This window comes from Sphingomonas sp. TDK1 (genome assembly GCF_001650735.1).
Taxonomy (GTDB): Bacteria; Pseudomonadota; Alphaproteobacteria; order Sphingomonadales; family Sphingomonadaceae; genus Sphingomonas.
This window is the reverse complement of the sequence record NZ_LXVY01000004.1, coordinates 139,604-162,156: the sequence shown is the minus strand read 5'-3', so window position 1 is coordinate 162,156 and position 22,553 is coordinate 139,604. Positions and strand designations below refer to the sequence as shown.

At 65.0% G+C, this 22,553-nt stretch carries 13 protein-coding genes; 9 read left to right on the top strand and 4 right to left on the bottom strand.

Features of this window, described 5'->3' with window-relative positions:
* Positions 1 to 120 precede the first annotated feature (120 nt).
* The 4 genes from A7X12_RS04280 to A7X12_RS04265 all read left to right on the top strand — a co-directional run bounded on the left by A7X12_RS04280 (position 121) and on the right by A7X12_RS04265 (position 9,910).
* A complete protein-coding gene (locus A7X12_RS04280; protein ID WP_064310406.1) occupies positions 121 to 3,210 on the top strand; it encodes a TonB-dependent receptor plug domain-containing protein in 3,090 nt (1,029 codons plus the stop codon).
* Positions 3,211 to 3,305: 95 nt separating this feature from the next.
* Entirely contained in the window at positions 3,306 to 5,351 is a 2,046-nt protein-coding gene (locus A7X12_RS04275; protein WP_084445073.1) for a tetratricopeptide repeat-containing sulfotransferase family protein, read from the top strand.
* Between the two features lie 334 nt (positions 5,352 to 5,685).
* Positions 5,686 to 8,865, top strand: coding sequence for a TonB-dependent receptor domain-containing protein (locus A7X12_RS04270; RefSeq protein ID WP_064310405.1), 3,180 nt, complete (start codon positions 5,686 to 5,688; stop codon positions 8,863 to 8,865).
* Between the two features lie 64 nt (positions 8,866 to 8,929).
* Positions 8,930 to 9,910 carry a 2OG-Fe(II) oxygenase gene (locus A7X12_RS04265; RefSeq protein WP_232318357.1) on the top strand — a complete coding sequence of 327 codons (981 nt, stop codon included), beginning with the start codon at positions 8,930 to 8,932 and terminating at the stop codon, positions 9,908 to 9,910.
* 45 nt (positions 9,911 to 9,955) lie between these two features.
* On the opposite strand, the gene clpB is transcribed toward A7X12_RS04265, so the two are convergent.
* Positions 9,956 to 12,535 (bottom strand): ATP-dependent chaperone ClpB, encoded by a 2,580-nt coding sequence (clpB, locus tag A7X12_RS04260; protein ID WP_064310404.1) that lies wholly within the window; start codon positions 12,533 to 12,535, stop codon positions 9,956 to 9,958.
* Positions 12,536 to 12,795: 260 nt separating this feature from the next.
* Between clpB and A7X12_RS04255 the strand changes: the two genes are divergently transcribed.
* On the top strand, positions 12,796 to 15,105 hold the full coding sequence (locus A7X12_RS04255; protein WP_084445071.1) for a TonB-dependent receptor domain-containing protein: 2,310 nt from the start codon (positions 12,796 to 12,798) through the stop codon (positions 15,103 to 15,105).
* A gap of 57 nt (positions 15,106 to 15,162) precedes the next feature.
* Here the strand turns inward: A7X12_RS04255 and A7X12_RS04250 are convergent, their stop codons facing one another.
* From A7X12_RS04250 to A7X12_RS04240, 3 genes are read right to left on the bottom strand one after another with little or no spacing between them, the layout of a single operon-like run.
* Positions 15,163 to 15,390, bottom strand: coding sequence for a hypothetical protein (locus tag A7X12_RS04250; RefSeq protein WP_064310403.1), 228 nt, complete (start codon positions 15,388 to 15,390; stop codon positions 15,163 to 15,165).
* Positions 15,390 to 16,340: an aldo/keto reductase gene (locus A7X12_RS04245; protein ID WP_064310402.1), complete on the bottom strand. Its 951-nt coding sequence runs from the start codon at positions 16,338 to 16,340 to the stop codon at positions 15,390 to 15,392. Before A7X12_RS04245 ends, A7X12_RS04250 begins: the two co-directional genes overlap by 1 nt.
* A 38-nt stretch (positions 16,341 to 16,378) precedes the next feature.
* A complete protein-coding gene (locus A7X12_RS04240; RefSeq protein WP_064310401.1) occupies positions 16,379 to 16,612 on the bottom strand; it encodes a hypothetical protein in 234 nt (77 codons plus the stop codon).
* Positions 16,613 to 16,727: 115 nt separating this feature from the next.
* Between A7X12_RS04240 and A7X12_RS04235 the strand changes: the two genes are divergently transcribed.
* The 4 genes from A7X12_RS04235 (at position 16,728) to metH (ending at position 22,522) form a co-directional block, all read left to right on the top strand.
* Positions 16,728 to 17,678: an ArsR/SmtB family transcription factor gene (locus A7X12_RS04235; protein ID WP_064310400.1), complete on the top strand. Its 951-nt coding sequence runs from the start codon at positions 16,728 to 16,730 to the stop codon at positions 17,676 to 17,678.
* Between the two features lie 14 nt (positions 17,679 to 17,692).
* On the top strand, positions 17,693 to 18,592 hold the full coding sequence (gene metF, locus A7X12_RS04230) for a methylenetetrahydrofolate reductase (RefSeq protein ID WP_064310399.1): 900 nt from the start codon (positions 17,693 to 17,695) through the stop codon (positions 18,590 to 18,592).
* 138 nt (positions 18,593 to 18,730) lie between these two features.
* The gene (locus A7X12_RS04225; protein ID WP_064310398.1) at positions 18,731 to 19,777 is read left to right on the top strand and encodes a homocysteine S-methyltransferase family protein; all 1,047 of its coding nucleotides are present in this window, start codon (positions 18,731 to 18,733) and stop codon (positions 19,775 to 19,777) included.
* Positions 19,778 to 19,921: 144 nt separating this feature from the next.
* Complete coding sequence (gene metH / locus A7X12_RS04220) at positions 19,922 to 22,522, top strand: methionine synthase (RefSeq protein WP_064310397.1); 2,601 nt, start codon at positions 19,922 to 19,924, stop codon at positions 22,520 to 22,522.
* Positions 22,523 to 22,553: the final 31 nt, after the last annotated feature.

Below are 22,553 nucleotides of genomic sequence, written 5' to 3'. Positions count from 1 at the left end.
AGCTTAGCTGCTTCGTTCTGCATCAAGCGCTACCGGCCGGATTAATCCGAACGGGAGGGCTAGGGAGACATGCCGGGATCCGCAGCGCTACGCCACGGGCCCGGAGAAAGAGGTAGTTGCATGAAAAATACGCAAATGAAGCTGCGGGGAGGCTCTGCCCTTTCCGCAGTCGTTCTTGCTGGCGCGCTGTTCGCGACGCCGGCCATGGCGCAGGATACGTCGGTTCCGGCAGGCGCCGATACTGCAGCCATCGGTTCGCAGGATATCGTCGTCACTGGTTCGCGCATTCCGCAGCCGAACCTGGAGTCGGTGAGCCCGGTCACCGTCGTCAACAGCGCAGATCTCAAGTTGCAGGGCACGACCCGCGTTGAGGACATGCTGAACTCGCTGCCGCAGGTGTTCGCCGGCCAGTCGAGCACGGTCTCGAACGGCGCGAGCGGTGCTGCCACGGTCGATCTTCGCGGCCTGGGCCCGCAGCGCACGCTGGTGTTGATCAACGGTCGCCGCCTGATGCCGGGCGATCCGACGACCTCGGCCGCTGACCTCAACTCGATTCCCGACGCGCTGGTGAAGCGCGTTGAAGTGCTGACCGGCGGCGCATCGTCGACCTACGGCGCGGACGCCGTGGCCGGCGTCGTCAACTTCGTGATGGACACTGATTTCACCGGTATCCGTCTCGACGGCCAATACAGCCTGTATCAGCACAACAACAGCAACGACATTACGCCGCCGCTGCTCGACGCGCGCACCAAGGCCGGCTTCTCCGGCTTCGGCTATCCCACCGGCAGCGTCACCGACGGCGGCACGGTCAACGCCACGCTGTCGGTCGGCGCCAAGTTCGACGACAATCGCGGCCATGCCGTTGCCTATTTCGGCTATCGCAAGGTCGATGCCGTCGTGCAGTCGAACCGCGACTACAGCGCCTGCACCATCCAGAATGCGAGCGCCACCGCGCTGCAGTGCGGCGGTTCGTCGACCTCGGCGCCCGGCAACATCGTGTTGTACAACGGCGGCACTTCGACCTTCTACCAGATCGGCAGCGGCCGTACGCTGCAGCCTGGCCGTACGCGCTACAATTTCGCGCCGACCAATTATTTCCAGCGTCCGGACGAGCGTTACACTGGCGGCGCCTTCGTGAACTACGAGGTCAGCGATGCGCTGCATCCCTATCTCGAGTTCAACTTCATGGACGACCGCTCGGTCGCCCAGATCGCGCCCTCGGGCGACTTCGGCAACACGCTGACGATCAACTGCGACAACCCGCTGATGTCGGCCCAGCAGAAGCAGATCGTCTGCGCGAACGAGAACCTGGTCAACGGCTTCCTCGGCAACTACCCGCTGACGGCGGTCTCCAACCCCGGCCCCGCTGCGCTCACCTATATCGATCCGACGACCGGCCAGCCCTACAACAAAGCCTTTTTCCAGCTGCTGCGTCGTAACGTCGAGGGCGGCCCACGATCGGCTGACTTCGGTCACACCCAGTATCGCGGCGTGATCGGCGCCAAGGGTGCCTTGGGCGAGACCTGGAACTACGACGCCTATTATCAGTATGGCCGCACGACCTACTCGCAGATCTACACCAACGAGTTCTCGGTCCGGAAGCTGAACAACGCGCTGGACGTCGTGAACGTGAATGGCACGCCGACCTGCCGCTCGGTCACCACAGGTGCCGATCCGAACTGCGTCCCCTACGACATCTTCGGCGGCCTCACCACGGTGACGCCGGCGGCCGTCAACTATCTGTCGGCGACCGGCTTCCAGCACGGCGTCGTGTCCGAGCAGGTGGCGAGCGCTTCGATCACCGGCGATCTCAGCAACTACGGCATCCAGACGCCGTGGGCGGAGAAGGGCGCCGTCGTCAATCTTGGTGTCGAGTATCGCCGCGAGGCGCTGGATCTGAAAGTCGACGAAGCGTTCTCCAGGGGCGACCTGACCGGCCAGGGCGGCGCAACGCTGCCGATTTCCGGCAACTATCACGTCACCGAGTTCTTCGGCGAAACCCAAATCCCGCTGGTCAATAAGGGCTTCGTATACGATCTGTCGTTCGTTGGCGGCTATCGCTACTCGCACTATGAGATCAGCAACGGTCGTTCGTTCAACACCGATACTTACAAGCTGGGTCTTGAATTCGCGCCGATCCGCTCGGTCCGTTTCCGCGGCAGCTACAACCGTGCCGTTCGTGCGCCCAACCTGCAGGAACTGTTCTCGGTACAGCATGTCGCGCTCGATGGATCGACGGATCCCTGCGCAAACAAGGTCCTCACCGCTGCGGATAAGGGCTGTCTGGCGCAGGGCCTCTCCGTTGGTCAGCGCGTGGCCGGCAATCCGTCGGGCCAGTACAACGGCCTGATCGGCGGCAACGATCAGCTGCTTCCGGAAATTGCCACTACCAAGTCGTTCGGCGTGGTGTTCCAGCCCGACTTCATCCCTGGCCTCAACCTGAGCGTCGACTATTTCGACATCAAGGTGCGGGACGCCATTCAGGGCTTTGGTGCCGATGCGATCCTCGCAAGCTGCACCAATTCGCTGAACCCGACGGCTTGTGCGTTGATCAAGCGTAACCCGGTGAGCGGCTCGCTGTGGCTGACTAATGACGGCTATGTGCAGGACATCTCGCGCAACGTTGGTCGCGTGCAGACGAAGGGCATTGACGTCAACTTCGGCTACAACCGCAAGGTCACCGGCGTGGGCGACTTCAGCTTCACGATGATCGGTACCTATCTGGACAGCTTCCGGATCAACAACGGCCTCACGGAACCCTATGATTGCGCGGGCTATTATGGTGTGACCTGCAGCAACCTGAGCGGTACCCCCTCGGCACCGAACCCGAAGTGGCGCCACAAGGCTCGCCTGAGCTACACGTCGCAGACGGGTATCGGTGCCTCGCTGCAGTGGCGCTACATCGATCCGGTCAAGGTCGACCTGTCGAGCAATGACAAGACGCTGGCTGGCACCTACTACAATTTCGGTTCGCGCCTGGGCGCCCAGAGCTATTTCGATCTGGCGCTCACCTTCGCCCCGACCAAGCGCTACACGCTGCGTCTGGGCGTGAACAACCTGCTCGATCGCGAGCCGCCGCTCGTCAGCTCGGGCGCCGGCGACGGCAGCGGTTCGGCGTGCCCGACCGGTCCGTGCAACGGCAACACCTATCCGGCCGTCTACGACTCGCTCGGTCGGTACGTTTTCGCGGGTGCGACCATCAACTTCTAAAGCACCTTCGCTTCTACTCTTGAAAGGGGCGGCGCGCCGTTGGAGCGCCGCCCTCTTTTTTTGCCCGATATGGATTTCGGGCCTAGGATTTGCCCATGACGTCGCATGCTGCCCCGCTAACCGCCGACCAGGCCACCGAATTACGTTCCATCCTGTCGCTTGCGTCGCGCGGCGATGTTCAGGTCGCGCGCGATCGGGCAGAACGATTGTATCACGCTGCGGGTGCTCCCGCGGTCGTGGCGGGCTTGCTCGGCGCTTTGTGCTGTCAGACGGGCGACTTGCAAGCAGGTATCCGCTTCCTGCGTACGGCACGCCGCGACGCGCCAGCGGACGTCGGCGTTGCCGTGAATCTGTTACGCGCGCTTGCGGATGCGGGCGCCTTCGACGAGGCACATGCGCTGGCTAAGGAGCTCGATCCCCGCGCCGATTCTTCCGGACGCCTATGGCGCGTGCGCGGATATCTTGCCCAGCGGCGCGAAGACTATGCCGAGGCAGAAGCATGCTACGAGGCCGTTGTTGCCGCCTTCCCCGACGACGCGGAGAGTTGGAATAATCTGGGCAATGCACGTGCCGATCGGGGCGACGCCGCGAGCGCAGTCCAGGCACTCACCCGCGCAGCCGAACTCTCAACTGCCGCGCCGATCCGCCTCAATCTAGCCGCTGCGCTGGTCCAGGCTGGCCGCGCGGACGATGCTGCCGCCGTGTTGTTGCGATGCGCACGTGACTTCCCTCACGATGCCAAGCCGTGGGCGGAGCTGGCGGCACTGGCGAGGCAGCAAGGCCGCACGACTGACGCGATCGCCGCGCTGGAACAGGCCGTGGGGCTCGACCCCGAGAACCTTGAGTTGCACCTCGCCCTCGCTAGTGAGCGCTTTGAGCTTTGGGATGCCGATGGCGCCGAGGCTGCGATTGCCGACATTCTTCGCTTGCGGCCGGATCATGCTGAGGCGCTGATTATGAAGGGGTTGCTGCTCGAGCATCGCAATCGCGAAGACGAGCTGCCGGCGCTTCTCGAAAGTGCTCGCGCGAACCAAACCGATCCCGGCGCGGAGGCCTTTTTGAAGGCACTTTCATGTCGTCGCGAAAAGCGTTTTGCGGAAGGGTTGGAAGCGCTCTCGCGAGTGCCTGCGTCTGTCGAACCCATTCGCACCGCGCAATTTGCAGGTCAGTTTTATGAAGGACTGGGTGCGTTCGACAAGGCGTTTGAAAGCTTCCAGCGTATGAATGACTTGCTCGCGGCGGACCCCTCGGAGCCCCTGCTGCGCGCGGCGGCAACACGCGCGGCGCTGGCCGCGGATGACCAATTGCTGACTACTTCCTGGGTCAACACATGGGATCCGCTCCCCCGCGTTAAGACGCGGCGCGTGGCGTTTCTCGTTGGGTTCCCGCGCTCGGGCACGACGCTGCTCGACACTATGTTGATGGGGCACCCGGACGTGCAGGTTCTTGAGGAACAACCGCCGCTTCGCCTCGCCGAAGAAGCGGCTGGGGGGCTGGCTGGCCTAGCGACGATGACCGACGCGGATGCAGACCGGCTCCGCGACCGCTATTATGAGAATGTCGATCAGCTGGCGACATGCCGGCCGGGCGCGTTGCTGGTGGACAAGTCTCCGCTCCATATGCTGCGATTGCCGTTGATCCGTCGTCTCTTCCCTGACGCACCGGTGATCCTCGCACTGCGCCATCCGTGCGATGTGGTGTTGAGCTGCTTTATCACCAATTTTCGTTTGAATAACGCTATGGCTAATTTCCTGACACTGGAAACAGCCGCAGCTTTTTACGCGAGCGCCTTTGGGTATTGGTCGAAGGCTGCATCGCTGCTGCCGGGACCGGTGTACTCGATCGCATACGAAACGATGGTCGAGGCGCCGGAGGAAACGCTGCGCCCGCTGTTCCAGGCGCTGGAGTTGCCTTGGGACGCATCCGTTCTGGCGCATCGCGATACCGCTCGGAAGCGGGGAGTTATTTCCACGGCGAGCTACGCGCAAGTGACCGAGCCGTTATACCGGCGGGCAGTGGGAAGATGGCAGCGGTATCGTCGACATCTAGAGCCCGTCCTTCCGACGCTGCGCCCCTGGATACAGCAATTAGGCTACGCGAGGGACGATGACTCGGCGCCAGAAGTGGAAGGGCAGAATTGATGCTTCAGCAGGTTCCCAAGCACTTCTCATAAACACTATTAAATGCAGAAGATTGTCGCTTCAGCGACGTAAGTGCGCGATTTTTAGGCAGCCTGATACATTGGGTGAAGGAATGTTGCGAGCGGCGGCGTGCGGGTGACACGTGATTGCTCAGGTGTTGCAAATTGGAGACGTTTCTGACCCGAAGCTTCCGCGACATGAATGTGCGCTTTACGAGCGTTGCAATCCTTGCTTCCTTGTTAGCATCTCCACCAGCCGTGCATGGGGTGCGGTCGGTGGAAGGGGAGACAGTCTCGGCGAGGGGAAATCAGCCGAGATAAAGCGAGGGAAATTCATGAAGAAGATGCAAAAGGGTCTCCGGACCGGAACGGCGCTATCAGCGCTGGTCCTGGCGAGTGCCGGCGCGTTTGCCGGCTTGCCGGCATATGCGCAGGACACGGCGGGTAACGGTGCGAAGCAAGAAGAGCCTGCAGCGCAGGACATCATCGTCACCGGTTCGCGCATTGCGCGACCCAATCTCGAAGGCGCCACCCCGGTTACCGTGGTCACTGCGGAGCAGCTGCAGCAGACCGCGCGCATCTCGATCGGCGACGTTATCAACGATCTGCCGCAGGTCCGCAGCACCTTCAGTCAGCAGAACTCGTCGCGCTTCCTCGGCACCGGCGGTCTCAGCTTGGTCGACCTCTACGGTCTCGGGACGCAGCGGACGCTGGTGCTGGTCAATGGCCGCCGCCACGTGGGCTCCGACATTCTGAACAACGCGGTTTCCCCGGACCTCAACACCTTCCCGACCGACCTGATCGAGGACGTTGAGATCCTCACCGGCGGCAGCTCGGCCATTTACGGCTCGGACGCGATCGCGGGCGTTGTGAACTTCAAGCTGAAGCAGGACTTCGAAGGCCTGCAGATGCGTGGCCAGGGCGCGATCACCGACAAGAAGGACGCCGGCAGCTATTCGGCGAGCCTGGTCGCCGGCAAGAACTTCGCCGGTGGCCGCGGCAACCTCGCCGTCGATCTCGAATATGCGCACCAGAACGATCTGTTTGCGTCCGACCGCAGCTATTATGCGCGCAACGATACGCTGGTGACCGTCGATAACGATCCGGCGGGTCTCCCCAACGGCTCCGATGGCGTTCCCGACAACGTCTTCTTCCGCGATGTGCGCAGCGCCAGCATCTACAGCGGCGGCCTGATCTCCTTCTCGCCCTCGACCTCCCTCGGTACTGCACCGTGCGGCCGCGACAGCCAGACTAGCGCGGCCTTCCCGAACGGCCGTCCGTTCACCTGTAACTACATCTTTGCGCCGAATGGCGACCTGATCCAGCAGACGGGATCGCGTGTCGGCGTGCAGAACGCCACGACGGCATCCACTTCGGCCTCGGGCGTCACCGGTGTCGCGCCGGGCGGCTCGTTCATCGGCGGCAATGGCAATACCCGCCGCGAAGACAAGCTGGTACAGCTCCTCCCTCGTCTCGACCGCTACGCCATCAACGTAATCGGCCACTTCGACATTTCGAGCGCGTTCGTTCCGTTCGTCGAAGCCAAATATGTGCGCACCGAATCGTTCAGCGCAGGCGGCTCCGGCCCTGCGTTCTTCACGGGCAGCACGATCGACGCGCTGTATGAGCGTCCGCGCCTGGACAACCCGTATCTGTCGTCGCAGGCGCGCACGACGATCACCAACGCGCTGATCGCGAGCGGCGTGCCGGCCGCGAATATCGGGAACGGCACCCGGTTCATCATGCGCAAGAACCTGACCGACCTCGGCATGCGTTCGGAAGAGGCGCGGCGCGAAACCTTCCGTATCGTAGGCGGCGTTCGCGGCGAGCTGGGCTCGAACTTCCGCTACGAAGTCGCGGGCAACTATGGCCAGTTCACCGAGCACACCAAGGTGCTGGGCAACGTGAACACCCAGCGCCTTGCGCTGGCCCTGGATTCGGCTCGCAATGGCAGCGGCCAGATCGTCTGCGCGTCGCAGATCGATCCCGACCGTGCCGAGGACTTGGTCGGCAACGACGCCATCCTCCAGAGGGACATTGCCGCCTGTAAGCCGTTGAATCCCTTCGGCGTCGGCAACATCTCGCAGGACGCGAAGAACTACGTTCTGCAGAATACCGTCTCGCGCGGCAAGATCACCCAGCTGGACCTCACCGGCTTCGTCTCGGGCGATACCGGTACCTTCTTTAACCTGCCGGGCGGTCCGGTTGGCGTGGCGGTCGGTGGCGAATATCGCCGTGAGACGGCGTTCTTCAAGGCCGATCCGCTCGTCGAAGCGGGCTACACCTTCTACAACGCACTGGCCGAATTCAATCCGCCGTCGTTCCAGGTGAAGGAAGCGTTCGGCGAAATCAGCCTGCCGCTGCTCAAGGACATCTTCCTCGTCAAGCAGCTCACCGTGAATGCAGCTGCACGGGTGTCCGACTACAAGGGCGGTGCCGGCACGGTTTGGGCGTACAATGTCGACAGCACGTACAGCCCGGTGAAGGGTATTATGTTCCGTGCGGCCTATTCGCGTTCGGTACGCGCGCCGAACCTGAGCGAGCTGTACGCATCCCCGGGCCAGAACTTCGCGCCGGGCTTCAGCGACCCCTGCTCCCAGGCGAACCTGGCCAATGGCACGCAATATCGTCCGGCCAATTGCGCCGCGGCGGTGGGCAGCGGGTTCAACTACAACTACGCTCAGTCGCTGGAGACATCGGCGTCGGGCAACCCGAACCTGCAGGCGGAAAAGTCGGACTCCTACACTTATGGTGTCGTGGTCCAGCCGGCGATGATCCCCGGTCTGTCGCTGACGGTCGATTACTACAACATCGCCGTCAACAACGTGATCACGTCGCCGACGCCGCAGCAGGTCGCAAACGCCTGCTACGACTCTCCGACGACCAACAATCAGTTCTGCAGCATCTTCAAGCGTGACGATGCCGCGGGCTCAGTGACCGGAACGCCGTTCCGCATCATCGAGGGCAGCTTGCTCGAGCGGCCGCTGAACTACGCACAGCTGAAGGTGCGCGGCATCAACGCCGAGATTTCGTACCTGTACAAGTTTTCGCCGGAAAACAGCTTGAGTGCGCGCGTCGTCTACACGCATCAGCTGACCAATGAGGCGTTCCTCGACCCGACCCAGCCGGGCTTTGCGGACAATTATCGCGGTGAAGTCGGCGATCCGCGCGATGCCTTCAACCTCAACGTCGACGGCAAGTTCGGGAAATTCTTCTTTGGCTACCAGATGCGGTACCTGAGCAAGATGGCGGCGACGTCGATCGAGGCACTCGAATCCTTCCAGGGCCGTCCGGCGACCAATCTCGATTATGCCGACATCCCTTGGTACCGCGCGATTACCTATCACGATCTGCGCATCGGCGTTTCGATTCGTCCGAAGCAACAGTTCTTCCTGGGTATCGACAACCTCACCGATGAGCACCCGCCGCTTGGCTCCACCGGCATCGGTGGCGGTTCGGGTATCTATGACAACATCGGTCGACGTATGTACGCGGGCTTCAACGTGAAGTTCTAAACGTGCGGCCGCGCTGCTAATGCGAGGGGAGCGGGCTTGCCCGCTCCCCTTTTTTTGAGGGAGTATGATGGCATCCGGGTATTCCAACGCCGTCGTCGATCATCTGCTGGAACAGGGGGACGTGCGCGGTGCCGTCGCCTTGGTGGAACACTACAGCGCTTCGGGGAATCGTGACGCGTGCTTCCAGCTGGCGATGTGGCTGCTGGTAGGATCGCCGATCGCGCGCGATCTGTCACGCGCGATGCTTGCCCTGAATGCTGCGGCAGCCGCCGGCCATGGCGACGCCGCCCTCATGGAAGTTGCGCTGGTCGCAAACGGCGCAGGCGGCAGCCCCGACTGGCCGCGCGCGCTGGGGCTGCTGCGCCGCGCGGGCGAACAGGGTAACGCAATCGCCCGTGAGCATCTAGCGCTGATCGAGGCAATGGCGCTCGATGCTGCCGGCGATCCGAGGCACCTGCCGCCGGCGGAAATCTTGAACGATTCCCCCCGCATTTTCCGGCTTTCGAAGCTGCTGACCCCGGCCGAATGCGAGCATCTCGCACTGTCGGCAGCCAATCTGCTCCAGCCGGCGCTCGTCTTCGATCCCCAGACCAACCGCATGGTGCATCATCCGGTGCGGACATCGGATAATGCTGTTGTCGGGCCCACTCGGGAAAGCCTGGTCGTCCAGGCGATTCTCCGACGCGTGGCTGCGGCGACGGGCACCGACATAGGCCAGGGCGAGCAAGTGTCCCTGCTGCGCTATTCGCCGGGCCAGCAATATCGGCCGCACCTCGATGCGATCACCGGATCGACCAACCAGCGCATCAAAACGGTGTTATTGTATCTCAACGAAGGCTTTGGTGGTGGCGAAACGCGGTTCGACGAGCTCGGCATTGAAGTCGTGCCGCGGGGCGGCGACGCGCTGATCTTCGACAACGTGTTGGCAGATGGCCGGCCCGATCCGCGCGCGCGTCACGCCGGCCTTCCGGTGCGCGCAGGCGTGAAGTGGGTTGCGACGCGGTGGATCCGCGCGGCGCCCTATTCTCCGTGGAACCCGAACTAAGTGGTCGCAAGAGGGACCGCCGCCACGCGGCGGTCCCTCCAACCCTCACTCCACTCGCAGCACCAGCGCGCCATCACCCTCGTCGACGTGCACCGTCGACCCATCCTTCACCGCGCCGCGCAGGATCAGGTCGGCCAGCGGATCCTGCAGGTATTTCTGCACCGCCCGCTTCAGCGGACGCGCGCCGTACACCGGATCATAGCCTACCCGTCCCAGCCACTCGCGCGCCGCGGGCGACAGGTCGATGCCCACCTTGCGGTCCTTGAGCAGCTTCGCCACCCGGCCGACCTGGATATCGACGATCGGCGCCATGTGGTCCGCGCCCAGCCGGTGGAACAGGATGATCTCGTCCAGCCGGTTGAGGAATTCCGGGCGGAAATGCGCCCGCACCACCTCCATCACCTGCGGCTCGACCTCTTCCACCCCGTGCCCGTCCGCCAGATTGGTGAGATACTGGCTGCCCAGGTTCGAGGTCAGGATCACGATCGTGTTCGAGAAATCCACCGTGCGGCCCTGGCCGTCGGTCAGGCGACCATCGTCCAGCACCTGAAGGAGGATGTTGAACACATCGCCATGTGCCTTCTCGACCTCGTCAAACAGCACCACCTGATAGGGGCGACGCCGAACGGCTTCGGTGAGAACGCCGCCTTCCTCATAGCCGACATAGCCCGGAGGGGCGCCGATCAGCCGCGCGACCGCGTGCTTTTCCATGAACTCGCTCATGTCGATGCGCACCATCGCATTGGGATCGTCGAACAGGAACTCGGCGAGCGCCTTGGTCAGCTCGGTCTTGCCCACACCCGTCGGCCCGAGGAACAGGAACGAGCCCAGCGGCCGGTTCGGATCCTGCAGGCCCGCACGGCTGCGGCGGACGGCGGTGGAGACCGCCTTCACCGCATCGGCCTGGCCGATCACCCGCTTGCCGAGCTGCTCCTCCATGTGGAGCAGCTTCTCGCGCTCGCCTTCGAGCATCCGCTCCATCGGGATGCCGGTCCAGCGCGCGACGACGCCGGCGATGTCGTCTGCCGTCACTTCCTCGCGCAGCATCGCGCCCTTGGCGGCGCTCTGCGCCTCGTCGAGCTGGCGGGTGAGCTGCGGGATCACACCGTAGGACAGCTCGCCGGCACGCGCGAGATCGCCCGCACGCTGCGCCTGGTCGAGTTCGATCCGCGCCTGGTCAAGCTGTGCCTTGAGCACCGCCTCGGCATTGATCTTGTCCTTCTCCGCCTGCCAGCGGGTAGTCAGCTCGGCCGATTGCTGCTCGAGATTGGCGAGATCCTCTTCGAGCGTGGCCAGCCGGTCGCGCGAGGCTTCGTCGGTCTCGCGCTTCAGCGCCTCGCGCTCGATCTTGAGCTGGATGATCCGCCGGTCGAGGCTCTCGATCTCCTCGGGCTTGCTCTCCACCTCCATGCGAATGCGGCTGGCGGCCTCGTCCATCAGGTCGATCGCTTTGTCGGGCAGGAAGCGGTCGGCGATGTAGCGGTTGGAAAGCGTCGCCGCGGCGACGATCGCCGCATCGGTGATCCGCACGCCGTGGTGCAGCTCGTACTTCTCCTTGAGCCCGCGCAGAATCGAGATCGTGTCCTCCACCGTCGGCTCGCCGACGAACACCGGCTGGAACCGCCGCTGGAGCGCGGGGTCCTTCTCGACATGCTTCTGATACTCATCGAGCGTGGTCGCGCCGATGCAGTGCAGTTCGCCACGGGCGAGCGCGGGCTTGAGCAGGTTGCCCGCGTCCATCGCGCCCTCGGCCTTGCCGGCGCCGATCAGCGTGTGCATCTCGTCGATGAACAGCACGATCTGGCCCTCGGCGCCCTTCACCTCGTCGAGCACGCCCTTGAGGCGCTCCTCGAACTCGCCGCGATATTTGGCACCCGCGATCAGGCTGCCCATGTCGAGCGCCATCAGCGTGCGGTCCTTGAGCGTATCGGGCACGTCGCCATTGGCGATGCGCAGCGCGAGGCCTTCGGCGATCGCGGTCTTGCCGACGCCGGGCTCGCCGATAAGCACCGGATTGTTCTTGGTGCGGCGGGCGAGGATCTGGATCGTGCGGCGGATTTCCTCGTCGCGGCCGATCACCGGATCGAGCTTGCCGGCACGCGCCGCCTCGGTCAGGTCGCGAGCGAATTTCTTGAGCGCGTCGTAGCGATCCTCGGCCGACGCCGTGTCCGCGGTGCGGCCGCCGCGCATGCTGTTGATCGCGGTGTTGAGCGCCTCGGGCTTCGCATTCGCTGCCTGCAGCGCCTTGCCGGCGGCGGTGTTGAGGCTCAGCGCCAGCGCAACCAGCAGCCGCTCCACGGTGACGAAGCTGTCGCCGGACTTCTGCGCGATCGTCTCGGCCTGGTCGAGCACGCGAACGAGATCATTGTCGAGGCCGGGTGTCGACTGCGCGCCCGAACCGCTGACGGCCGGGATCTTGGAGAGCGCGAGATCGGTCTCGCTCAGCGCGCGCTTGGCGTCGCCGCCCGCCGCCTGGATCAGGCCGCTGGCCATGCCCTGCTCGTCTTCGAGCAGCGCCTTCAAAAGATGTTCGGGGCTGATCCGCTGATGGTTCATGCGGATCGCCACGGTCTGCGCCGATTGCAGGAAGCCCTTGGCGCGGTCGGTGAATTTGTCGAGGTTCATGCCTGATCCCTGTTCGCGTGTGACCAGCAGATAGTGTTGCAATTGAGCAACACAAGAGCGGTAAGTTGCGTCGCGGTCACTCTACTCGCCCCGCGGCCCACGGCAAGAAATCAGGAGATTTCCGAGGTGTTAAGCCGCTCGTCACGCGATCGTCACGGAAGAGTCCCTGGAATGCAGCGCGAACGATCGAATGTTGCAACGCAGCGCGCGTAGCGGCCGCCCAGCACGGGCGAGGGGTCCGGTGCTTTCCCAAGGGGTTCATGCGCATGCGCATCCGTATGCTTGCTGCCGGCCTGCTCGCCGGCACGTCGCTGTTCACTGCCGGCGCTGCCTTCGCGCAGACCGTGCCCAACGCCACCCTGGTCGACGACAGCCAGCCGCAGAGCGGCGCCGACGAGATCGTGGTGATCGGCAAGGGCGAAACCCGCCAGATCCAGACGCTGACCCAGGCCGACATCGCGCTGCTCGCGCCGGGCACCAGCCCGCTCAAGGCGATCGAGAAGCTGCCGGGTGTCAACTTCCAGGGTGCGGACCCGTTCGGCGCCTATGAATGGGCCGGTCGCATCTCGATCCGCAGCTTCAATCAGAACCAGCTGGGTTTCACGCTCGACGGTATCCCGCTCGGCGACGCCAGCTATGGCAACGTCAACGGCCTGCACATCAGCCGCGCGATCATCAGCGAGAACATCGCCGAGACCCGCGTCTCGCAGGGCTCGGGCTCGATCGACACCCAGGCGACGAACAATCTGGGCGGCACGCTCGAATTCCTGTCGAGCGATCCGAAGGACAAGCTGGGCATCGAGGTGAACGGCACCGGCGGCAGCGACAATTTCTGGCGCGTGTTCGGTCGCCTCGACTTCGGCGAGCTGACCCCGGGCGGCACCCGCGCCTATCTCTCCTACCTCCACTCGGACACCGACAAGTGGAAGGGCTGGGGCTCGCAGCGCATCAACCAGGTCAACGGCAAGATCGTCACGCCGCTGAGCCCGGACCTGCGCGCGGTGGGCACGTTCGACTTCTCCGATCGTCGCGAGAACGACTATCAGGACATGTCGCTCGATATGATCAAGCGCCTGGGCTATAACTGGGACAACATCTCGAACGATTATGCCAAGGCGATCCTGGTCTCGGATGTAGGCGCGAACAACGGCTATACCGGCGTCACGCCGACCAACCCGGGTGCGGGCAAGGTCTATCCGGCGCCATTCCTCAATCCGGACGATGCCTATTACAACGCCGCCGGCCTGCGTCGTGACTATCTGACCTCGGCGGGCATCGAGACGACCAGCGGGTCGGCGATCCATGGCGCGCTGAAGGGCTATTACCACAGCAACCATGGCCAGGGCCTGTGGTACACCCCCTATGTCGCGTCGCCGAACGGCGTGCCGATGTCGCTGCGCACGACCGAGTATGACATCCGCCGCGGCGGCGTGTTCGGCAATGTCGGCACCAAGATCGGCATGAACGACATCACCGTTGGTGGCTGGTACGAGCGCAACAACTTCCGTCAGGCCCGCCGCTTCTACGCGCTGGACAGCCGCACCGATCCGGGCCGCGACAGCCTGTCGTTCCAGAGCAATCCGTTTGCGACCCAATGGTACTGGAAGTACCAGACCGACACCGTCCAGTATTTTGTGCAGGACAAGATCGAGCTGGGCCAGCTGACCGCCAACCTGGGCTGGAAGGGCTTTGCCGTCACCAATCGCGCGACCCCGATCGTCGCGGGCGGCCTGGCCGGCGGCAAGATCAAGGTGACCGACTGGTTCCAGCCGCATGCCGGCCTGAACTACCGCGTCACGCGCGACGCCGAACTGTTCGCCGGCTTCACCCAGGTGACGCGCGCCTTCGTGTCCTCGGCCACCAGCGGTCCCTTCGCGACCACCCAGGCGGGCTTCAACGCGCTCAACACCGGCGCGACCAAGCTGAAGCCGGAAGAGTCGGACACCTATGAAGTGGGCGGCCGCTACCGGTCGGGCATCTTCACCGGCTCGCTGGCGGGCTATTACGTCAACTTCCGCAACCGCCTGCTGGCCGTGACCACCAGCGCCGGCATCGTCGGCAACCCGGCGATCCTGCAGAATGTCGGCGATGCGCGCTCGATCGGCGTCGAGGCGACCGGCGATATCCGCCTGCCGATGGGCTTCGGGCTGTTCGGCTCGTACAGCTACAATGACTCGACCTATCGCGACAACGTCGTCACCGCGAGCGGCGTGATCCCGACCAAGGGCAAGACGGTGGTCGACTCGCCCAAGCACATGTTGAAGGGCGAAGTCACCTGGTCGGGTCAGGGCTTCAACGCCCGCGTCGGCGCGAACTATATGAGCAAGCGCTATTTCACCTACACCAACGACCAGTTCGTGGACGGCCGCGTGGTGGTGGATGCGACGCTCGGCTACAAGTTCGACCTGGGTGGCCGGAAGCTCGAGCTGCAGGGCAACGTGACCAACCTGTTCGACAAGAAGTACATCTCGACGATCGGCACCAACGGCTTCGGCAACAGCGGCGACAATCAGACGCTGATGGTCGGCGCGCCGCAGCAGTTCTTCCTGACGCTGAAGGTCGGCCTGTAGGGGCTGGCGGACGCCGGAAACGGGGGCGGGGCACTGCGGTGCTCCGCCCTTTTTCGTTCAGCCGGTCACGATCGGATAGGTGATCCGCAGCTCGTCGAGCAGCTTTTCCACCGCCGCGACGTCGCCGGCCGCGCCGCTGGGCGCCAGCGACCAGTTGCAGTGCGGGTGCGTCTCGGCGTTGTAGACGCGCACCTTGCCCAGCACCGTCTTCCAGCGCCGGACGGTGCCGCCGTGACGCCGGACGAGTTGGGCCACGATACGGTCGATCAGGTCGGCCGCGGTCATCAGGCCCCGGCGGCGGTCAGGCGGTCGCGCTGGTCGTGGCTGAGTTCCACGTCCCAGGCGCCGATCAGTTCGTCGAGCTGTTCGATGCTCGTCGCGCTGGCGATCGGGGCGGTGACGCCGTCCTGCGCCGCCAGCCAGGCGAGCGCGATCTGGGCGAGGCTGGCCCCGGTCTCGGCCGCCACCTCGTCCATCACCGCCAGTACCGCGCCGCCCTTGCCGGCGAGCAGCTTCGCCATGCCGCCGCCGCGCACGCTCTTCGAGAGATCGGCTTCGCTGCGATATTTGCCGGTGAGGAAGCCAGAGGCGAGCCCATAATAGGGGATGACGCCGAGATTATGGGTGACGCAGAGATCCTGCAACTCGCCCTCGAACTTGCGGCGGCTGACCAGATTGTATTCGGGCTCCAGCACCCGGAAGTGCGGCAGCCCTTCCTTCGTCGCGAGGTCGAGCGCCGACTTGAGCCGCATCGCGTGGAAGTTCGACGCGCCCAGCGCACGGACCTTGCCCGCATCGATCAGCGCGCCGAACGCCGCGAGATAGTCTTCCTGCGGCACGTCCTCATCATCCTGGTGGGCGAAATACAGGTCGATCGTCTCGATGCCGAGCCGCTGGAGCGATGCGTCTGCCGCGGCGGCGATGCGCGCCGGCGCCAGCTTCTCGCCGCCTTCGCCCGGCAGCATGCCGACCTTGGTGGCGATCAGCACCTGGTCGCGCTTGCCGGAGGTGCGCAGCCATTCGCCGATCACCGTCTCGGATTCGCCGCCTTTGTGGCCGGAGACCCAGGCCGAATAGACATCGGCGGTATCGATCATCACCCCGCCGCGCTCGGCGAAGCGGTCGAGGATGCGGAAGCTGGTGGCCTTGTCGGCAGTCCAGCCGAACACATTGCCGCCCAGCACGAGCGGCGAGATTTCCAGGCCCGAGGCGCCGAGATGGCGAAGATGCGGCATGCGGGGTCTCCGATGGAAAGGGGAGGGCGTGGAACGCGTCAGTCGGTGATCTCGTTGCCGGCAGGGCCAGACGTGTTCGAATAGGCGCTCTCGGCATTGGCGAAGGCGGCGTCCTCGGCGGCGTTCACGTCGGCGACCGCCTCGCCCATCGTGTTGCTGTCGCCGGCCATCGCCTCATTGGCTTCGGCGGCTTCGTTCTTCGCCTTGTTGCCGCAGGCGGACAGGCCGGCAAACGCCAGCGCGGCGACGGGGAGGAGGAGAAGCTTGCGCATGGGACTGGGTTCCTTCACGGGGTTTGGGCCGGGCTAGCCAGAGCCGCAAACGCACGCAACCGCGCAGCGATGCGTTGACCTGATATAAAGATATCTTTATATCTCTAACCCGCCCATGACAGAACCCCTCGCCATCTTCCGCGCGCTCGCGGATTCGACCCGGTTGCGCATCGTCGCGCTGCTGCGGGCGATGGAGCTGAGCGTCGGCGAGCTGGCGCAGGTGCTGGGGCAAAGCCAGCCGCGGGTTTCCCGCCATGTGAAGATCCTGTGCGACGCCGGGCTCGCCGAGCGGCGCAAGGAAGGCAGCTGGGTATTCGTGGCGCTCGGTCAGCAGGCGGTGACCGCGCCGGTGCTCGCCGCGCTCGACGCGTGGGAACTGGCGGGCGACCCCTGGGTGGTGGCCGATCAGGCGCGGCTCTCGGCGGTCCGGGCCGACCGGGCGAGTGCGGCGGAAAGCTGGTTCGAGGCCAATGCCGGCCAGTGGGACGCGATCCGCTCGCTCCATGTCGCCGAAAGCGAAGTCGAGGCCGCGATGGGCGCCGCGCTGGGCGACGGCTCGCTCGGCACGCTGGTCGATATCGGCACCGGCACCGGCCGCATGCTCGAGCTGTTCGGGCCGCGCGCCGCGCAGGCGGTGGGGATCGATCGCTCGTCGGAGATGCTGCGGCTGGCGCGGGCGAAGCTCGCCGATCTCGGCCATGCCGAGCTGCGCCAGGCCGATCTCTATGCGCTGCCGCTGCAGGACGGGGCTGCGGATACTGCTATATTGCATCATGTGCTCCATTTCGCGCAGCAGCCGGCGGCGGCGATCGGCGAGGCGGCACGGGTGCTCGGCCCCGGCGGGCGGCTGCTGATCGTCGATTTCGCGCCGCACGAGCGCGAGGAGCTGCGCACCCGCGATGCGCATGCGCGACTGGGTTTCTCGGACGAGCAGATGCTCGGCTGGTTCGATCGCGCCGGGCTCGCCCCGGTGCAGGTGCAGACGCTCGAAGGCGGTGCGCTGACGGTGAAATTATGGCTCGGTCGCAAGACCGGGGAGAGCGTGGAAAAGGTGAAGGCGGCATGAGTATCGTAGACCCCATGGCACCGCCCCTGTTCGCCGATGTGGCGGGCGATGTGGCGGTGAGCTTCGAATTCTTCCCGCCCAAGACCGAGAAGATGGAAGAGACGCTCTGGGCCTCGATCGAAACGCTGTCGCCGCTCGGGCCTCGGTTCGTGAGCGTCACCTATGGCGCCGGCGGCACCACGCGCGAGCGCACCCATGCCACGGTGTCGAAGATCGCGCGCGAGACCCCGCTGGCGGCGGCCGCGCACCTCACCTGCGTCGAGGCGACGCGCGAGGAGATCGACCAGATCGCCGAGGAATATTGGGCTGCGGGCGTGCGGCATATCGTGGCGCTGCGCGGCGATCCGCCCCGCGCCGGCGAGAAGTATCGCACCCATCCCGGCGGCTATGAGAATGCGGCGGACCTGGTCGCGGGGCTGCGCCGTCTCCACCCGTTCGAGATTTCGGTGAGCGCCTATCCCGAATGCCATCCGGATTCGCCGAGCCCCGAGGCCGATCTCGACAATCTCAAGCGCAAGATCGATGCTGGCGCCAACCGCGCGATCACCCAGTTCTTCTTCGAGGCCGAGACCTTCCTGCGCTTCCGCGACCGTGCGGCGGCGGCGGGGATCGACGCCGAGATCGTGCCGGGCATCATGCCGGTGATGAACTATGCCAGCGTGGTGAAAATGTCGGCGATGTGCGGGACGGACGTGCCGGCCTGGATGGAGAAGCTGTTCGAGGGGCTCGACGAGCATCCCTCGGCGCGCCAGCTCGTCACGGCGACGCTCACGGCGGAACTCTGCCGCAAGCTCTATGCCGGCGGCGTGCGCCAGTTCCACTTCTACACGCTCAACCGCGCCGAGCTGAGCTACGCGATCTGCCATCTGCTAGGCCTGCGCCCGCGGCAGCAGGCGGCGGTGGCGGCGGCGTAACCCAACCTAAGCCCCTCCTCCTGGGAGGNNNNGGAGGAGGGGTTGGGGGTGGAGGGATGCCAGACCGCTGGTCTCGGTGAGACCCTGCCCCACCCCAAACCCCTCCCCTGAAGGGGAGGGGCTTTAGAGGACACAACCATGACTGCACGCGAGAAACTGCTGGCCGAAGCCGCCAAGCGCATCCTGATCACCGACGGCGCGTTCGGCACCGAGATCCAGAACTGGAAGCTCGACGAGGCCGCCTATGCCGGCACCCTCGGCCTCAGCCACGACCAGAAGGGCAACAACGACATCCTCGCGCTGACCAAGCCCGAGGTGCCCGGCTCGATCCACCGCGCCTATTTCGAGGCAGGTGCCGACATTGCCGAGACCAACACCTTCTCCGCCAACCGGATCAGCCAGGCCGATTACGGGGCCGAGCATCTGGTCCGCGAGATCAACATCGAGAGCGCCAAGCTCGCGCGCAGCATCGCCGACGAGTTCGAGGCCAAGGACGGCCGCCCGCGCTTCGTCGCCGGCGCGCTTGGGCCCACCAACAAGACGCTGTCGCTGAGCCCGGACGTCAACGATCCCGGCTACCGCGAGATCGACTTTGACTATCTCAAGGACGTGTATCGTGAGCAGATCGATGCACTGGTTGAAGGCGGCATCGATTTTGTGCTGATCGAGACGGTGTTCGATACGCTCAACGCCAAGGCCGGCATCATGGCGGCGATCGAGGCGGGCGAGGCGCTGGGCCGCGACCTGCCGATCATGCTGTCCATGACGCTGACCGACCTGTCGGGCCGCAATCTCTCCGGCCACACGGTCGAGGCATTCTGGGCGGCGGTGCGCCATGCGCGGCCGGTGACGATCGGGCTCAACTGCTCGTTCGGCGCCGAGCAGCTGCGCCCGCATGTGAAGACGCTGTCGGCGCTCTGCGACACGCTGATCATGGTCTACCCGAATGCGGGCCTGCCCAACGAACTCGGCGCCTATGACGAGATGCCGGCGACGACCGCGGGCCTCGTCAAGGAATGGGCCGATGCGGGGCAGGTGAACATCCTCGGCGGCTGCTGCGGCTCGACGCCCGCGCATATCGGCGCGATCGCCAAGGCGGTGCAGGGGCTTACCCCGCGTGCCATTCCGACGCCGGAAGTGCGGACGCGGCTCGCCGGCCTTGAACCGTTCACCATGGCGGCGTGAGCGACGAATAGCCCTCTCCCCTCCGGGGAGAGGGTTGGGAGAGGGGCAGGACGCTGCTGCTCTTCGACACGCGATCAACGACACACTGCCCCTCTCCCCGGCCCTCTCCCCGATGCGGAGAGGGAGAGAAAAAGAACCCAGATCATGACCACGCCTTCCTCCACCAACTTCGTCAATATCGGCGAGCGCACCAACGTCACCGGATCGGCCCGCTTCAAGAAGCTGGTGATGGCCGGCGATTATCCCGCCGCGGTCGAGGTCGCGCGCCAGCAGGTCGAGAACGGCGCGCAGGTGATCGACGTCAACATGGACGAGGGCCTGCTCGACGCCGTCGAGGCGATGACCACCTTCCTCAAGCTGATCGCCGCCGAGCCGGACATCGCCCGCGTGCCGGTGATGATCGACAGCTCGAAATGGGACGTGATCGAGGCGGGCCTGAAGTGCGTTTCGGGCAAGCCGATCGTCAACTCGATCAGCATGAAGGAAGGCGAGGAAGCCTTCCTCACCCACGCCCGCAAGTGCATGGCGTACGGTGCCGCCGTCGTCGTCATGGCGTTCGACGAGGTCGGCCAGGCCGACACGCAAGCGCGCAAGGTCGAGATCTGCGAGCGCGCCTACAAGCTGCTTACCGGCATCGGCTTCCCGCCCGAGGACATCATCTTCGATCCCAACGTGTTCGCGGTGGCGACGGGCATCGAGGAGCACAACAATTACGGCGTCGACTTCATCGAGGCGTGCCGCGAGATCAAGAAGCGCTGCCCGCACGTCCATATCTCGGGCGGCCTGTCGAACCTGTCGTTCAGCTTCCGCGGCAACGAGCCGGTGCGCCGGGCGATGCACTCGGTATTCCTCTATTACGCGATCCCCGCGGGCATGGACATGGCGATCGTCAACGCCGGCCAGCTCGACGTGTACGACGCGATCGATCCCGAGCTGCGCCAGGCGTGCGAGGACGTGGTGCTCAACCGCGATCCCGAGGCGGGTGACCGGCTGGTCGCGCTCGCCGAAAAGTATCGCGGCACAGATGCGGTGGCGGAGAAGCAGGCGGCCGAATGGCGCAGCTGGCCGGTCGCCAAGCGGCTCGAGCATGCGCTGGTCAAGGGCATCGACGCGCATGTCGTCGAGGATACCGAGGAATGCCGCCTGATTTTCGCCCGCCCGATCGAAGTGATCGAGGGCCCGCTGATGGACGGCATGAACGTCGTCGGCGACCTGTTCGGTTCGGGCAAGATGTTCCTGCCGCAGGTGGTGAAATCCGCCCGCGTGATGAAGAAGGCCGTCGCCCACCTGCTTCCCTATATCGAGGCGGAGAAGGAAGAAGGGGCCAAGGGCAAGGGCAAGATCGTGCTCGCCACGGTGAAGGGCGACGTGCACGACATCGGCAAGAACATCGTCGGCGTCGTGCTCCAGTGCAACGGCTTCGACGTGGTCGATCTGGGCGTGATGGTGCCCTGGTCGACCATCCTCCAGGCGGCGATCGACAATGATGCCGACATGATCGGCCTGTCCGGCCTGATCACGCCGAGCCTCGACGAGATGGTGACCGTCGCCGAGGAAATGCAGCGCGCGCAGATGACGATGCCGCTGCTGATCGGCGGTGCGACCACCAGCCGCGTCCACACCGCGCTGCGCATCGACCCGGCCTATACCGGCCCGGTGGTGCATGTGCTCGACGCCAGCCGCGCGGTGGGCGTGGCGACCGCGCTGGTCTCCGATACCCAGCGCGATCCGTACGTGACCAAGGTGGCGGACGAGTATGAGCATGTCCGCGTCACCCGCGCCGGCAAGGGTCAGAGCGCGCTGTTGCCGCTGGAGGACGCCCGCGCCAACGCCTTCGAGGCGGACATGACGCTGAAGCCGGGCAAGCCGCGCATGCCGGGCGTCCACACGTTCGACGACTGGGACCTCAAGGACCTGCGCGACTATATCGACTGGACGCCCTTCTTCCGCGCCTGGGAACTGGCCGGCAACTATCCGGCGATCCTCACCGACGAGGTGGTCGGCGAAAGCGCGACCTCGCTGTTCGCCGATGCCCAGAAGATGCTCGACAAGCTGATCGCCGAGCGCTGGCTCACCGCGCGCGGCGTCGCCGGGCTGTGGCCGTGCCGCCGCGAGGGGGACGACGTGATCGTGCATCTCGAGAACGAGAGCCACGTCCGCCTGCCGTTCCTGCGCCAGCAGATCGCCAAGCGCGAGGGCCGCGCCAATATGTGCCTGGCCGACTTCATCGATCATGACGGCGACTGGATCGGCGGCTTCGCGGTCTCGATCCACGGCATCGAGCCGCACCTCGCCCGCTTCAAGGCGGCGATCGACGATTATTCGGACATCCTCCTGAAGGCGCTGGCAGACCGTCTCGCCGAGGCGTTCGCCGAGCGGCTGCACAAGTTCGTCCGCACCGCGCTGTGGGGCTATGCCGAGGGCGAGCAGCTCGACAACGACGCGCTGGTCCGCGAGCAGTATCGCGGCATCCGCCCGGCGCCGGGCTATCCGGCTTGCCCCGAGCACAGCCTCAAGCCGATCCTGTTCGACCTGCTCGACGCGCACAAGCGCACCGGCATCAGCCTCACCGAAAGCTTCGCGATGCTGCCCACCGCGGCGGTGTCGGGCTTCTATTTCGGCCACCCGCAGGCCGAATATTTCGGCGTGGCGCGGGTCGGGCCGGACCAGCTCAAGGATTACGCGATCCGCCGCGGGATCAGCGAGGAGCTGGCGACGCGCTATCTGCGGCCGAATCTGGACTAAGGCGGGGTCGCGGCCTCCCGGCGACAGTCGG

Bases quoted from the DNA above. Each gene is read 5' to 3' on its own strand.
- A7X12_RS04280 (WP_064310406.1), top strand. From the start codon at position 121: ATGAAAAATACGCAAATGAAGCTGCGGGGAGGCTCTGCCCTTTCCGCA.
- A7X12_RS04275 (WP_084445073.1), top strand. From the start codon at position 3,306: ATGACGTCGCATGCTGCCCCGCTAACCGCCGACCAGGCCACCGAATTA.
- A7X12_RS04270 (WP_064310405.1), top strand. From the start codon at position 5,686: ATGAAGAAGATGCAAAAGGGTCTCCGGACCGGAACGGCGCTATCAGCG.
- A7X12_RS04265 (WP_232318357.1), top strand. From the start codon at position 8,930: ATGATGGCATCCGGGTATTCCAACGCCGTCGTCGATCATCTGCTGGAA.
- clpB (WP_064310404.1), bottom strand. From the start codon at position 12,535: ATGAACCTCGACAAATTCACCGACCGCGCCAAGGGCTTCCTGCAATCG.
- A7X12_RS04255 (WP_084445071.1), top strand. From the start codon at position 12,796: ATGCGCATGCGCATCCGTATGCTTGCTGCCGGCCTGCTCGCCGGCACG.
- A7X12_RS04250 (WP_064310403.1), bottom strand. From the start codon at position 15,390: ATGACCGCGGCCGACCTGATCGACCGTATCGTGGCCCAACTCGTCCGG.
- A7X12_RS04245 (WP_064310402.1), bottom strand. From the start codon at position 16,340: ATGCCGCATCTTCGCCATCTCGGCGCCTCGGGCCTGGAAATCTCGCCG.
- A7X12_RS04240 (WP_064310401.1), bottom strand. From the start codon at position 16,612: ATGCGCAAGCTTCTCCTCCTCCCCGTCGCCGCGCTGGCGTTTGCCGGC.
- A7X12_RS04235 (WP_064310400.1), top strand. From the start codon at position 16,728: ATGACAGAACCCCTCGCCATCTTCCGCGCGCTCGCGGATTCGACCCGG.
- metF (WP_064310399.1), top strand. From the start codon at position 17,693: ATGGCACCGCCCCTGTTCGCCGATGTGGCGGGCGATGTGGCGGTGAGC.
- A7X12_RS04225 (WP_064310398.1), top strand. From the start codon at position 18,731: ATGACTGCACGCGAGAAACTGCTGGCCGAAGCCGCCAAGCGCATCCTG.
- metH (WP_064310397.1), top strand. From the start codon at position 19,922: ATGACCACGCCTTCCTCCACCAACTTCGTCAATATCGGCGAGCGCACC.